The organism is Paenibacillus sp. Marseille-Q4541, from assembly GCF_018310695.1.
Taxonomy (GTDB): domain Bacteria; phylum Bacillota; class Bacilli; order Paenibacillales; family Paenibacillaceae; genus Paenibacillus.
In genome coordinates, this window is sequence record NZ_JAGXCY010000005.1 from 159710 (window position 1) to 173763 (window position 14054).

Below are 14054 nucleotides of genomic sequence, written 5' to 3' on the forward strand. Positions count from 1 at the left end.
GTAAATGAGGGACCTTTTTTATGGTTTTCACATGAAGAGAAGATGAAGATTTGATGAACTGAAGGTGGAGATGTTAAATCCAATCCTTCTTGCGGAAAATTAGATACATTGTGATCCCAAGTGCCGCTATAATACCAATGACAATAAAATAAGCATATTTATAATCAAGCTCTGGCATATTCGTAAAGTTCATCCCATAAATCCCGGTAATGAGCGTCAGCGGCATAAACACGGTTGTTATCGCCGTAAACACACGCATAATTTCATTGGCCCGGTTGGAGATACTAGACTGGTAGGCTTCTCGTAAGTTCCCCATCAGATCTCTGTACGTGTCAAAGGTTTCAGATATTTTTACTGCATTCTCATAGATATCGCTAAAATACTTCTGTAGCTGATCATCAATCAGGCGTAGATCCTTTTTATTGAGTGTATTGATTACTTCTTTTTGAGGTCCAAGTCCCTTTTTAAGCCATAAAATCTCACTTCGCAGACCTATAATTTCACTCAAATGACTTTTCTTAGTGTGCATGAGAATATCTTCTTCCAGCTTCTCAATCCGTGCTTCGAGCCGATCACCTACTGTAAAATAGTTGTCTACGATGGAGTCAATAAGCAGATATAAAAATCGGTCTGGAGAATTAACCTCTTGTTCCCAAAGAATAGGTTTCAGCGTTCGCAGCTCATTCACTTTTTGCTTCGTTACCGTAATGATATAATGTCTTCCAAGGAAAACATTGACCGCACGCAAAAATATTTCCTCATCGTCAAAACGAATACTGTTTACAACAATAAAATAGTGACTTTCATAGATTTCTAACTTCGGACGTTGCTCTTCATCACTCAAACAGTCTTCTACAGCAAGATCATGCATGTGGAATAACGGTTGAAGGATCGCAAGATCGTCTACATCAGCATCGATCCAGTAAAAACCTTCTTCAGGTGGAGTAAGTGTATCTTCAATATTATCAAGTGGAGTAAAAACTCCTTGGTTAACAAATCTAATTTTCATTCGAACCACTCCTTAAGTAAACTCCCGGAATTTAAGCGGGACAAGCTGAATAACTAAGGAATGTGAACATCAGTGCCGGTAACGAATACGAAAAAAAGGTAGACATCAGGAATTACGCGTCCCGTTAGCCGGCAAGCTGATGGTACATCCTATGCTGTTATTATCATTCGGCTGCCAGTCAGGCCTCGGGTCGCCTTCCATTTTCGTCACCCCATTATGTTTAAATTGACATTGATTCTTAGTATAACGTGGTCTTTTTCAGCAATCAAGCTATAAATGTGGATGGCTTATCTTATGTCCGAATTTTCATAGATGTACCTTGTTTCCAAAGATTCATTATAAATCCAGATCTTGACGAATAGATGCTTCATGCTATACAGTATTGTTTAACAATTATTATTTACAAATTGAATAAAGCGAAATCTTATCAAGAGTAGGTGGAGGGACTAGCCCGATGAAACCCGGCAACCGGCGTGTGAACGCACGGTGCTAATTCTTGCGGTCGTTTTATGCCATATTAGGCATGGAACGCAACTGAGAGATGAGAGAGGCGCATTATCGTATACGGATAGACGACCTTTCTCGATATAATGAGATAGGTCGTTTTTGTTTATCTTCCGTGGATGAATGAATTCGCTTCCTTAATAACCTCTCACTCTATTCTGACAAAATGTTCTTAAGGAGGAATACCCATGCCCATTAAAATTCCTGATGCTTTACCAGCCAAAGAAATTCTCGCGAGCGAGAATATATTCGTAATGGATGAAACTCATGCATACAGACAGGATATACGGCCTTTACGTATTGGTATACTGAACCTCATGCCTACGAAAGAGACGACCGAGACTCAATTACTTAGACTTATCGGAAATACTCCTATTCAAGTGGATGTAGTGTTAATTCATCCGAAATCGCATGTTTCCAAAAATACATCACAGGAATATCTCGATATGTTCTACAAAACCTTTGATGAAGTAAAGGATTTGCGATTTGACGGATTGATTATTACGGGTGCTCCTGTAGAACAGATGGAATTTGAGGAAGTGACTTATTGGGAAGAAATCCAGCAGATTTTTAACTGGTCCCAAACGCATGTCACCTCTACTATGCATATCTGTTGGGCTTCCCAAGCAGGGCTGTATCACCATTTTAACGTACCTAAAGTGGCACTTCCCGAAAAATGTTTCGGTGTGTTTCCACACACACTGAGTAAATCGCATGTGAAATTGCTCCGGGGATTCGACGAGTTATTCCTTGCTCCGCATTCCCGTCATACCGAAGTACGCCGAGAAGATATAGAGAAAGTAGCAGGACTCGATATTTTATCAGAGTCGGAAGAAGCGGGCGTATATATTGTTGCAAGCGAAGATGGCAGACAGATTTTTGTGACTGGGCATTCCGAATATGATCCTTTATCATTAAAGTGGGAATATGATCGCGATAAGGAAAAAGGGTTAGATGTGAAATTGCCTAACAATTACTTCCCGAATGATGATCCTAACAAGGTACCGTTATCCGGCTGGAGAGCACATGCGAATCTTTTGTTCTCGAACTGGCTCAACTATTATGTTTACCAAGCAACGCCTTACGACAACATTGGACCACAAATCTAGTCTTTATCTATGAGGGGGACATCACGCTATGGAAGTGAACAAACTGAGATTAGAAAGCAAACTAGCACAAATCGGATCAGTCAAGGAACCGGTGACAGGGGCCGTAAATTTTCCTATTTATCAATCGACTGCATTTAGACATCCACAGCTTGGACAAAGCACGGGTTTTGATTACATTCGTACAACAAACCCAACTCGGAAAGTACTCGAGGAAGCTGCGGCGGAATTGGAATCGGGGGATGCAGGTTTTGCGTGCAGCTCAGGTATGGCAGCAATCATGACGATTTTTGCCAAGTTCGGGCAGGGAGATCATCTGATTATTTCACTTGACCTATACGGTGGGACCTATCGTCTTGTAGAACGGATCTTGTCCAAGAATGGAGTAACGGCAAGCTACGTGGATACGAATGATCTAGATGCACTGGAGAAAGTACGGCAAGACAATACGAAAGCGATCTTTATTGAAACACCAACCAATCCGCTTATGATGATTACGGATATTGAAAAAGTCTGTACATGGGCTAAACAACATGGAATTTTGTCCATTGTAGACAATACGTTGCTTACTCCTTTCTTTCAGCGGCCGCTTGAACTTGGTGCAGACATTGTTATGCATAGTGCCACCAAATATCTCGGGGGACATAACGATGTATTGGCAGGGCTTATTGTTACGAAAGGAAAAGAAATTTCTGAAGAAATCGCATTTTTACACAATTCCATCGGCGCCGTATTATCTCCAAGCGACAGCTATCAGCTCATGCGTGGAATGAAGACGCTTGCTCTTCGTATGGAACGCCATGAATATAATGCAACAAAAGTAGCAGAGTTTCTGCTTTCTCATGAACTCATTACTGACGTATATTACCCAGCCTTGCCAGATCACCCTTCCTATGAGGTTCAGAATCGCCAGTCCAGCGGAAATACAGGTATCCTTTCCTTTAAAGTGAAAGAAGGCCGATATGTAGAGCCGATTTTGAGACATATCAAACTCATTGCTTTTGCAGAAAGCTTGGGCGGTGTAGAGTCGCTTATGACATATCCTGCTGTGCAGACTCATGCTGATATTCCTGAAGAAATTCGTAATGCAGTAGGACTTGATGATAGATTACTTCGTTTCTCGGTAGGAATTGAACATATTGATGATATCATTCAGGACTTGGACAATGCATTTAACTTGGCGATCGTAGAATTGGAAGGAAGTGCGGTACATGGCTAAGAAAGAAAATAATAATAACACCTATAAATTTGACACCAAACTACTGCATTTTGGAGCAGAGATTGATGAAACAACCGGCGCTTCGAGCGTCCCTATTTATCAAGCATCAACGTTTCACCACCATGATATTTTTTCACCTCCAACCCATGATTACAGCCGTTCGGGAAATCCAACGCGGCAGGCACTAGAAGACTATATTGCTCTTTTAGAAGGTGGAGTGCGCGGCTTTGCTTATTCTTCTGGAATGGCTGCGATTTCAAGTTCACTCATGATTTTGTCTGCAGGGGATCATGTGATCGCGACAGAAGACGTATATGGAGGAACGTATCGGTTACTAAGCAGTATTTTAACACGGATGAATATTGAGACTACATTTGTAGATATGACAGATCTGGAAAAAGTAAAAGCCGCTTATCGTCCGAATACCAAAGCGGTTTATATGGAAACTCCTTCGAATCCGACTTTACGTATTACAGATGTGGCTGGGATTACCGCATGGGCGAAGGAAAAAGGACTACTCACGCTGCTTGATAATACGTTCATGACACCTTATTATCAAAAGCCGATAGAGCAGGGAGTAGATATCGTTCTACATAGTGCAACTAAATTTCTCGGTGGACATAGTGATGTACTTGCTGGTCTCGCTGTTGCAAGAACGGAAGCCATTGGTACGCAGTTAAAACAACTTCAAAATGGACTAGGAACCGTACTTGGGGCACAAGAATCTTGGTTATTGATGAGAGGGATGAAGACACTCGGAGCACGTATGGCTCATTCTGAGATCAGTGCTGCGAAACTTGCGGCATGGCTAACGAATCGTTCTGATAACCCTGCTGTTTATTATCCTGGACTACTGGATCATCCGGGACGAGAAATTCATGAGAAACAGTCTACCGGCTACGGTGCGGTTGTGTCATTTGATGTAGGCTCTGGAGACCGAGCGAAAGCTGTTCTGAATAAAGTTCGTCTTCCGCTTGTTGCCGTAAGTCTAGGTGCGGTAGAGAGTATATTATCTTACCCGGCAATGATGTCTCATGCTGCAATGCCAAAAGACTTCAGACTAGAGAGAGGAATAACGGATGGTCTGCTTCGTTTTTCCGTTGGACTTGAAGATATTGATGATTTAATTGCTGACTTGGACCAGGCGTTATCTTCTTCCTAATAACGAAATGGGGTTGTGAAAAGAAGCATGCTAAGATTAGGTGCTTCTTTTCACATGGATCATATGTTACGATAGACAAGACAATATTCATATTATTGTTACATTCCTAACGATAAGGGAGGCTGCCGTATGAGCGCGGTGAACCATATCTTAAATAAAGCGTTGAATGGTGAGCGTCTAAATGTAGAAGACGCAATTGCTTTGTTTGAATCTGATGAAGTTGAAAAAATAGGTGAAGCAGCCCATGTCATTACGAAACGGATGCATCCCGAACCAATCACCACCTTTGTTATAGGCAGAAATATTAACTACACCAACGTGTGTGACGTATACTGCCGTTTTTGTGCGTTTTATCGTAGACCCGGTTCTGATGAAGGGTATGTATTACCGGACGAGCTGATTTTTCAAAAAATCAAGGAAACCGAAGAGGTTGACGGAACTGAAATTCTAATGCAGGGTGGTACCAATCCGAATTTACCTTTCAGTTACTACACCGATTTGCTTCGTGGTATTAAGGAACGATTCCCTAATATTACAATGCATTCCTTCTCGCCAGCCGAGATCATGAAAATGAAAGAAGTATCGGACGGGCTTTCTCTTGAGGAAGTTGTTCGCCAAATTCATGAAGCAGGTCTTGATTCTCTTCCCGGCGGAGGAGCGGAGATTTTGGATGACCGAACTCGCCGAAAAATTAGTCGTCTAAAAGGATCTTGGCGTGACTGGATGGACGTAATGCAAACCGCACATAAGATTGGAATGAACACTACAGCTACTATGGTAATTGGCCTCGGTGAAACAATGGAAGAACGGGCACTACATTTACAACGTGTTCGTGATGCTCAGGACGAGTGTATTCAGAATGGATATGATTCAGAGGGGTTCCTTGCCTTTATTCCATGGACATTCCAGCCAGATAACACAAATCTCAAATTAGAGCGTCAAACACCTGAAGCTTATCTAAAAACGGTAGCGATCAGTCGTTTGTTCCTCGATAACATTAAAAATATTCAGTCTTCTTGGGTAACAATGGGGCCTGAAGTCGGTAAACTTTCCTTGAGATATGGTTGTAACGATTTCGGTAGCACAATGATCGAAGAGAATGTCGTATCTGCTGCCGGTGCAACACATAAAGTAAATATCCAATCGATTCTGGAACTGATTCGTGAGACAGGGAATATACCTGCTCAACGAAATACGAAATACGAAATACTTCGTGTTTTTGATGGTCCGGATAGCTTAGTAGAGAATGATTTTGTCATGCAGAACTAATTATTTTATTTTTGGTTATAAAAATAAAGCGCACAGCATTTTAGAAATGTTGTGCGCTCTATAAGAAAGCCCCCGGAACTTTTGATCCGGGGGCTTTTTTTAATCTGATGTGTGTTCTACAACGGTATCCATATCTGTATCGAACAAAATACTAGCGTGAGGATCGACAGAGCGTACAATCGATTTGACTCGGCGAGACTCAAACAGGTGTATTTTGTAATAAAGCACAGGTAGTTGTTCTATTTCATCTGTGCTTTGACCTGGTATTTCCATGATTTGATGATGGGATTCTGGTTCTCGGTATAAACGAGTCTTGATCGATTGTTCAATCCGCTGCTTTTCCACGCTGACAATGCATATTTTACGATTAAAGGTAAAGCCCCTTAATGAAAAATGAACACCTTCAAAAGCGATAAGATAGGCAACGATAGAATACATCGCTTGTTCTGCTCCGAAAGTAATACCTGCTGCGGTAAGCACTAGTAAGTTCACAACCATAATTATTCGTTCAAGCCGATATTTATTGCGACTTCCATTTACTTTCGCATGATCTACCGGTCTTATCGCCAAAGTATCGAGCGTTCCTCCTTCATAGAGGACCATCCCGATCCCAATCCCAAGGAACAATCCACCGCCAGCCGCTGCTAGCAGTGGGTGTTCAATGAGAGCAGGTAAAGAATGGAGCATAAGGGAGCTGAGCGATAGGACAACCAGCCCAAGAACGGTCAGGATGGCATATTGTCTTTGTACCCTTCGGTAAGAAAGAAGTATAAAAGGCAGATTAAAAAGAAATAAAAACAATCCTAATCTCATCTCAGTTTGATAGGCGAACATGGCAGAGATTCCTGTCACACCACCAACAATTAATTGATTTGGATGCAAAAATAATTCGAGCCCAATGGAAGCAAGAATTCCCCCAAGTATCACAAGTAGCAATTTTTTCATCCATATTTTTATGGATGGTTTGACAGAAGGGGATTGAATTGAGTGTGGAGGCTGGTTCATCTTGGTTCCTCCTTGTAACTCATACTTTTGATTCAATATTTATTCGATTGTTTTTTCTTTTAACATTTCAGATCTTGGTTTCTTCTTTGAATCTTTGAACTTGAATACTTTATCGAGTGCACGATAGATGTGTTTCGATTCTTTTGTAAGCAGTGGCCCTAAAATGGCAAGGATCAATACATAGATTGCAGCAAACGGCTGGATAATCGCCATGAGTCCTCCCGCTTGAGCCATGTTAGCCAAAATGATGGAAAACTCACCACGGGATACGATAGTAAGCCCGATATTAGATGAAGCTTTAGTAGAAAGTCCCGCACTTCGTCCAGCAAGCATTCCGGCCACGAAATTACCAATAAGTGTAATGATAACGGCGATAAGGGCTAGCCACACTGCTTCTCCACCCAGTGCCAACGGATCAATTGATAATCCGAAACTAAAGAAGAAAATGGCACCGAAGAAATCTTTGAATGGCATAATCAAATGTTCGATACGCTTCGCGTGAGTTGTTTCCGCAAGAACCAGTCCCACGAGAAGGGCACCGATGGCTTCCGCAACGTGAATGGTTTCAGAGAAACCTGCAACGAGGAATAATGAACCAAAGATAACGAGGCCAAATAATTCATTATTACGGATGTTAAGCAATTTATTAAGCAAAGGAACGAGTTTTCGTCCAACAATGATAACGACGAGCATATAACCAAGCGCAATCAGGGCACTTACAATGACTCCGCCGATCGAAGAGGAATCACTGAGAACAAGTCCTGAAAGAATGGAAATGTATACGGCGAGGAATACATCTTCAAACATAATAATTCCAAGAATCATCTCGGTTTCCGGATTCGCTGTTCGCTTCAGATCAACGAGTACTTTGGCGACAATTGCACTGGAGGAGATCGTGGTAATCCCTGCAATAATCAGCGCTTCTGCTACTGGGAAACCTGACATGAAGCCTAAGATGAGTCCAAGCGTAAAGTTAATTCCTATATATATACTTCCGCCAATCGCAATGGATTTTCCTGATTTAATGAGTCGTCCCACTGAGAATTCGAGTCCTAGATAGAAAAGCAGGAAGAGAACACCAATACGTCCGAGGAATGATATTAAAGGTTCACTTTCAATAAAACGAAAATCAAGATGCCATATCTGTGCGGCGTGCGGTCCTACCGCCATACCAATTAAAATATAGAAGGGTATGACGGAAAACCGCAGTTTCGAGGAAATCAGTCCGGCAGCCGCGATAAGTGCAATTGCCAAACCGACTTCAAGTACTAAATGATCCATCGGTTCACCAACTTCCGTCCTTTAAGATTTGTTTTAGTTTTTGTTGTTGATGTCTTTCTCCAACAGCTACTAACGTGGAATCTGCTGGAATGCGGACATCTGGTCCGGGGCTTACGTGTTTGTTGTGACTATTTTTATCAATTACAGCAATAATGGTTGCACCTGAGTTCTGACGAATGTCTAGTTCGCCAATGGATTTACCAACACAACTGTAATTAGCGTCAATTTTGTACCATTCGATGATGAGATCATCAAGGGTCATCTCCATACGCTCAAGCTGTTTTGGTTTGTAAGTCATTCCGCCTACAATGGCAGCGAGCTGTCTTGCTTCATAGTCCTCTAGTGTAATCATGGAAATACTTTGATCGGGATCTTCATATTCAAAGTGATACATCTCACGTCTGCCGTCATCATGAATCACTACAATGATTTTGTCGCCACTGCTTGTTGTGGCTTGAAATTTACGCCCGATACCGGGCAGGTCTGTCTCACGAATTTCCATATAGGGTGAATCCTCCTATTGTTTGTTTAGGGTTATGAAAAAATCATAGCGCAAGTACATAAAGGATCTGTTTAGAGTTCTTTCTTTATGCAGCAACAAACATGGAAGTGAATTTAATGGGCATAAGATAAAGCCTGCGTTTTATATTGTCATAAAACACCTTGAAAGGCGGCTCTATAATGGGAACCCGGAATATCATAAAAATAGACAGTATCGTAAATAGAAGTTGCAAAGGGTGTACAGCAGACATTTTATGCGAGGGTACAGATTCCCGTATCATAGCTTTGGGGTGACTGTCTCCTGGTAGGTCCATGGGTTCCATAGTTGATTCGTTCATCATATTGGAATGTGACCCAACTGCTGATTTTTCGAGGATGGGGATTTGATAGGAAATAAGCAAAAATAAACATAGAACGACGAATAATAAACGTTTAATAAAATCTACTTTTTTCATCCCATCCCCCTCTCTGCAAGATACTGTTATAAAAATAATAACACAAATTTGTTTCGACTCCAAATTCGTTTTTCTTTTCGCTATCCTGAGAAAACATGACATTCTTTCCATAAAGCCGCTTCGTATATCCCATTCTAACGGACCATATAATATTTAAAGAACGAGAAGGGAGTGAGTCTTGTGGAATTGTTCGCGGTATGGACGGAAGTGAAAGGACAAGTGGCGGAAGATTGTTTTTATCATTTCATTAAAAATAAAACAAGAGGATTACATATAAGCAAACAAGGTTTTCGATTTGCTTTTCGCAAGGTTGAGGGCAAGGCTGCCTGGATTTGTAAAGGAACGGAGAGTCACCCCGGTTTCAAGGAAGGATTACCTCGTATGTATGAGATAATGGCATCCGGCCTTGCTGATTATATTATTGATCAAAAAGAAAAAGAGCAGTTGGAACGGATTTTAGCCAGGGAATGTGTAAATATGGACTCTGATGAACTAGAACGGGTTAAATTAATATGTGAGCCCCTCCTCAAATCGAGATTTGAGAGCGATCAGGGAACAAGGGAACGGAGACATGATAAATTAACAGAGGGACTCATTGAGGGATTAAAGGAAATTCCTGTTATACATCTGGAAGGAACTCTTCGTTTCCGACTGCAGAATTACAAAAATGAACTTCATGAAATCGTTGAGTATGCATTGGATGAATTTTATATGGATCGGCAGTACGAGGAATTTATGAGCCTTTTGAAATATTTTGTTTATTTTCAGGAAACGAAAGTTCCGCTAATCCATGTCGTTCACAGAGATAAACATGAGTTTGTTTTGTTTGATGAGTATAAGAGACCTATGGCACTCCCTCCAGATGATAGCGTCATAATGGAAATGCCAGGTATAGAACTTGAAATGGAAGTAGAAGATATGATTATCAGCAGGCTCATCTCCATCTCGCCTAAAAAAATGAAACTTCATACCCGGACGCCAGACTTTCCGGTTATTCGGTCCATCACACAAATTTTCGAAGATCGAGTGGAAATTTGCCAGAACTGCAAACTTTGCCGCGGGATGAAGGAAACAGGGCAGCTGCCGCTTGACGAAGAGGAAACTTTGGAATTATAATAACTGGTATTAAAAGCATTGACAAAGATATGATTCCCAGAAACCGGACCGTACAGAGAGAAGAAACTTGGCTGTAATTTCTTCCGGATACCGACTGTGTCTTACCCCTTTGTAGCTGCGGTTTAGAACGTTGCATTTATGCATACTAGTAAGAATCGCCGGATTCATGCCCGTTATCATGCATGCTTCAATGAGGGTTGTCCTATAATGTACGAATGTACAGCATATGAGATAACTGAATTAGGGTGGAACCACGAGTATATAACACTCGTCCCTTTGCCGGGACGGGTGTTTTTTGCGTTTGCAATAAACATAAGCATCGTTCCCTGGCATCCAAAAGGATAAAGGAGGAAGAACAAAATGTCAGTAAGTATTAAACTACCGGATGGTTCTGTTCGTGAGTATGAGAACGGAGCTAACATTCTTGATGTTGCTGCTTCCATTAGCAGTGGACTTAAGAAAAATGCACTAGCAGGAAAACAAGATGGAATTGTTGTTGATCTCGCTACACCACTTCGTGATGGGGCACTTGTGGAAATTGTAACTTATGATTCTCCAGAAGGACTTGAGGTACTTCGTCACAGTACTGCACATTTACTTGCGCAAGCAGTAAAACGACTTTTTGGCAGTAAGGAAGTATTTTTAGGAGTAGGTCCTGTTATTGAAGATGGATTCTATTATGACATGGACTTGGAGCATGCTCTGAACCCAGAAGATCTGCAGAAGATCGAAAAAGAAATGGAAAGAATCGTAAACGAGAATCTTCCCATTGTGCGAAAAGAAGTGAGCCGCGAAGAAGCTCTTCGTATTTTTGAAGAAGTTCAAGATCCGTATAAGCTGGAGCTCATTCGTGACTTGCCTGAAGAGAGTGTTATCTCCATCTATGAACAAGGTGAATTCTTCGATCTTTGCCGCGGGCCTCATGTTCCTTCCACTGGTAAGATCAAAGTATTTAAGCTGATGAATGTGGCGGGTGCCTACTGGCGTGGAGACAGCAAGAATAAAATGCTCCAACGGGTATACGGAACTGCTTTTGCTAAAAAAGCACAGCTTGAAGAACATCTCCACTACTTGGAAGAAGCGAAAAAACGCGATCACCGTAAGCTCGGAAAAGAACTCAACATGTTTACTTTCTCTCAGCTTGTAGGTCAAGGACTTCCAATCTGGTTACCTAATGGAGCGAAACTTCGTCGTACTTTGGAACGCTATATTGTAGACCTGGAAGAAAGCCTCGGCTACAAGCACGTATACACTCCTGTTCTGGGAAATGTAGAGCTATACAAAACATCTGGTCATTTGGAGCACTATGAGGAAGATATGTTCCCGAGAATGGTACTGGATAATGAGGAACTTGTTCTTCGTCCAATGAACTGCCCTCATCATATGATGGTGTATAAGAGTGAAATGCACAGTTACCGTGATCTGCCAGTTCGTATTGCAGAGCTTGGAATGCAACATCGCTATGAAATGTCAGGAGCCCTCACTGGCTTACACCGTGTACGTGCCATGACATTGAATGACTCTCATATTTTCTGTCGTCCAGATCAGATTAAAGAAGAATTTGCTCGTGTAATTGAGCTGATCATGATTGCATACAAAGACTTTGGAATTCACGACTATCGTTTCCGTTTGTCCTATCGTGATCCTCAGGATACTGAGAAATATTTCCCGAATGATGCAATGTGGGAAATGTCGCAACGTATGTTGAAAGAAGTAGTTGAAGGTTTGGATATGCCATTCTACGAAGCAGAAGGAGAAGCTGCCTTCTACGGTCCTAAACTGGATGTTCAAGTTAAAACTGCGCTTGGTAAAGAAGAAACATTGTCCACTGTACAACTGGACTTCTTGCTTCCTGAACGTTTTGAGCTTGAATATGTAGGAGACGATGGTCAAAAACACCGTCCGGTTGTTATTCACCGCGGTATTTTGGGTACTATGGAACGTTTCACTGCATTCTTGCTTGAGAATTATGCAGGAAATCTGCCGCTTTGGTTGTCCCCGGTACAGGCAAAAGTTATTCCGGTATCTGTTCATTTTGAGAAATATGCTCGTGAAGTAGAAGAACAATTTAGACGTGGTGGAATTACTGTAGAAGCGGATCTTCGCAATGAGAAACTCGGCTATAAAATCCGTGAAGCTCAGCTGGAGAAAATTCCTTACATGTTTATTGTTGGTGAAAATGAAATGAACGATGGCAGTGTCTCCATCCGTAAACGTGGAGAAGGGGATTTGGGAGCAAAACCGCTTGCGGAAGTCGTTCAAATGCTAAAAGAAGAAATTAGTTCTCACCAAGTCTAGAAATTGTGACTTTGCAATTATAGAACGGAAGAATATTTTATGTACCATATGGGGACCCTCTGCTAGAGAAAGGGAGGAATTGAACCTATGGTACACCCTATGATTCGGCGATGTTCAGCTTTCTTGCTGATCCTGCTGATTTGTTTTTCAAGCTATGACTTTGCCAGCGCCTTTATTGCACAAGGGAGAGAGCCGGATAAAGCAAAAGAAGTACTGGCTCCACGAAATGAACAGGTGCTTGATACAGTAAGTGTGACGGCAACAGGTTATACTGCGGGATATGAATCAACTGGAAAAGGCCCGAATCATCCGCTATATGGCATTACTTTCTCTGGTGTCAAAGTACATCGAGACAAACAGGGGGTTTCAACAATTGCTGCAGACCCCGCTCTTTTCCCACTTGGGACCATACTTTATATCCCTGACTACGGTTATGGCATTGTAGCTGATACTGGATCTGCTATTAAAGGGTCCAAAATTGATCTGTATTTTCCGACGATCAAGGCTGTATATAAGGAATGGGGTAAAAAGAAAGTAGAGGTTCAAGTGATTAAGCAAGGAAAGGGAAAATGCACAGAACAAATGTTGGAGCAACTTGGTGAAGCTTTGATGGTGAATCAAAGTATTCCGGATGCCCTACTAAATGAAGAGATTTGATGTTTAGGTCTTAAGGAGCTTACTCATGTAGTAAAACTACATGAGTAAGCTCCTTTTTCTTTTACATGAATAAGAAACGACCATTCCTCACATAATACTGACTGGGGTAAAGCGATACCTCAGGTCGCAAGTGACCTTCACTTGCAGGAGAGGGAGGTGAATCAAAATGAAAAAAGCGAATTCTCAAGGTTCTCAAAATTCTCAAGGTTTTCAAACTCCAAACGAGAAATTCGATGCTGAGTTTGGACAAGAAACCAACTCTGCAGCTGGCAAAGTAAAACAATCTTCAGCTGCAAAGGTACAAGATAACTTCCAAACTCCGAATGAAAAATTCAACGCTGAGTTTGCTGTGGAGAACACAGGAAGTAAACAACAAGGTCAACAAGGTCAACAAGGTCAACAAGGCCAACAAAAATAATGAAATAAAGAAACAGACTCTGAAGGATAAAATCTTCAGGGTCTGTTTTTTTAC

General features: G+C 41.6%; 13 protein-coding genes and 1 riboswitch. Of the genes, 8 read left to right on the forward strand and 5 right to left on the reverse strand.

Annotated features, from left to right (window positions below):
- Positions 1 to 73: 73 nt before the first annotated feature.
- A complete protein-coding gene (gene corA, locus KFT32_RS08640; RefSeq protein ID WP_211746739.1) occupies positions 74 to 1009 on the reverse strand; it encodes a magnesium/cobalt transporter CorA in 936 nt (311 codons plus the stop codon).
- Between the two features lie 421 nt (positions 1010 to 1430).
- Positions 1431 to 1557, forward strand: a riboswitch (SAM riboswitch).
- Between the two features lie 144 nt (positions 1558 to 1701).
- Between corA and metA the strand changes: the two genes are divergently transcribed.
- The 4 genes from metA to mqnC all read left to right on the forward strand — a co-directional run bounded on the left by metA (position 1702) and on the right by mqnC (position 6269).
- Positions 1702 to 2622 (forward strand): homoserine O-acetyltransferase MetA, encoded by a 921-nt coding sequence (metA, locus tag KFT32_RS08645; RefSeq protein WP_211746740.1) that lies wholly within the window; start codon positions 1702 to 1704, stop codon positions 2620 to 2622.
- A gap of 28 nt (positions 2623 to 2650) precedes the next feature.
- Positions 2651 to 3838: an aminotransferase class I/II-fold pyridoxal phosphate-dependent enzyme gene (locus tag KFT32_RS08650; protein WP_211746741.1), complete on the forward strand. Its 1188-nt coding sequence runs from the start codon at positions 2651 to 2653 to the stop codon at positions 3836 to 3838.
- A complete protein-coding gene (locus KFT32_RS08655) occupies positions 3831 to 5000 on the forward strand; it encodes an aminotransferase class I/II-fold pyridoxal phosphate-dependent enzyme (protein ID WP_211746742.1) in 1170 nt (389 codons plus the stop codon). Before KFT32_RS08650 ends, KFT32_RS08655 begins: the two co-directional genes overlap by 8 nt.
- A gap of 129 nt (positions 5001 to 5129) precedes the next feature.
- A complete protein-coding gene (mqnC, locus tag KFT32_RS08660; RefSeq protein ID WP_211746743.1) occupies positions 5130 to 6269 on the forward strand; it encodes a cyclic dehypoxanthinyl futalosine synthase in 1140 nt (379 codons plus the stop codon).
- 99 nt (positions 6270 to 6368) lie between these two features.
- Here the strand turns inward: mqnC and KFT32_RS08665 are convergent, their stop codons facing one another.
- The 4 genes from KFT32_RS08665 to KFT32_RS08680 all read right to left on the reverse strand — a co-directional run bounded on the left by KFT32_RS08665 (position 6369) and on the right by KFT32_RS08680 (position 9511).
- Positions 6369 to 7274, reverse strand: coding sequence for a YitT family protein (locus KFT32_RS08665; RefSeq protein WP_211746744.1), 906 nt, complete (start codon positions 7272 to 7274; stop codon positions 6369 to 6371).
- A gap of 39 nt (positions 7275 to 7313) precedes the next feature.
- Positions 7314 to 8555, reverse strand: a complete 1242-nt coding sequence (locus KFT32_RS08670; protein WP_211746745.1) for a cation:proton antiporter — start codon at positions 8553 to 8555, stop codon at positions 7314 to 7316.
- A gap of 4 nt (positions 8556 to 8559) precedes the next feature.
- Positions 8560 to 9057: a cation:proton antiporter regulatory subunit gene (locus KFT32_RS08675; protein WP_211746746.1), complete on the reverse strand. Its 498-nt coding sequence runs from the start codon at positions 9055 to 9057 to the stop codon at positions 8560 to 8562.
- Between the two features lie 85 nt (positions 9058 to 9142).
- Positions 9143 to 9511 carry a hypothetical protein gene (locus KFT32_RS08680; RefSeq protein ID WP_211746747.1) on the reverse strand — a complete coding sequence of 123 codons (369 nt, stop codon included), beginning with the start codon at positions 9509 to 9511 and terminating at the stop codon, positions 9143 to 9145.
- Positions 9512 to 9691: 180 nt separating this feature from the next.
- Here KFT32_RS08680 and ytxC point away from each other — a divergent pair, with 180 nt between their 5' ends.
- From ytxC to KFT32_RS08700, 4 genes are all read left to right on the forward strand, one after another.
- Positions 9692 to 10627: a putative sporulation protein YtxC gene (gene ytxC / locus KFT32_RS08685; protein WP_211746748.1), complete on the forward strand. Its 936-nt coding sequence runs from the start codon at positions 9692 to 9694 to the stop codon at positions 10625 to 10627.
- Positions 10628 to 10987: 360 nt separating this feature from the next.
- Complete coding sequence (thrS, locus tag KFT32_RS08690; RefSeq protein ID WP_211746749.1) at positions 10988 to 12925, forward strand: threonine--tRNA ligase; 1938 nt, start codon at positions 10988 to 10990, stop codon at positions 12923 to 12925.
- Between the two features lie 87 nt (positions 12926 to 13012).
- Positions 13013 to 13582: a 3D domain-containing protein gene (locus tag KFT32_RS08695; protein WP_211746750.1), complete on the forward strand. Its 570-nt coding sequence runs from the start codon at positions 13013 to 13015 to the stop codon at positions 13580 to 13582.
- A 166-nt stretch (positions 13583 to 13748) separates the two neighbouring features.
- Positions 13749 to 14000 (forward strand): hypothetical protein, encoded by a 252-nt coding sequence (locus KFT32_RS08700; RefSeq protein ID WP_211746751.1) that lies wholly within the window; start codon positions 13749 to 13751, stop codon positions 13998 to 14000.
- Positions 14001 to 14054: the final 54 nt, after the last annotated feature.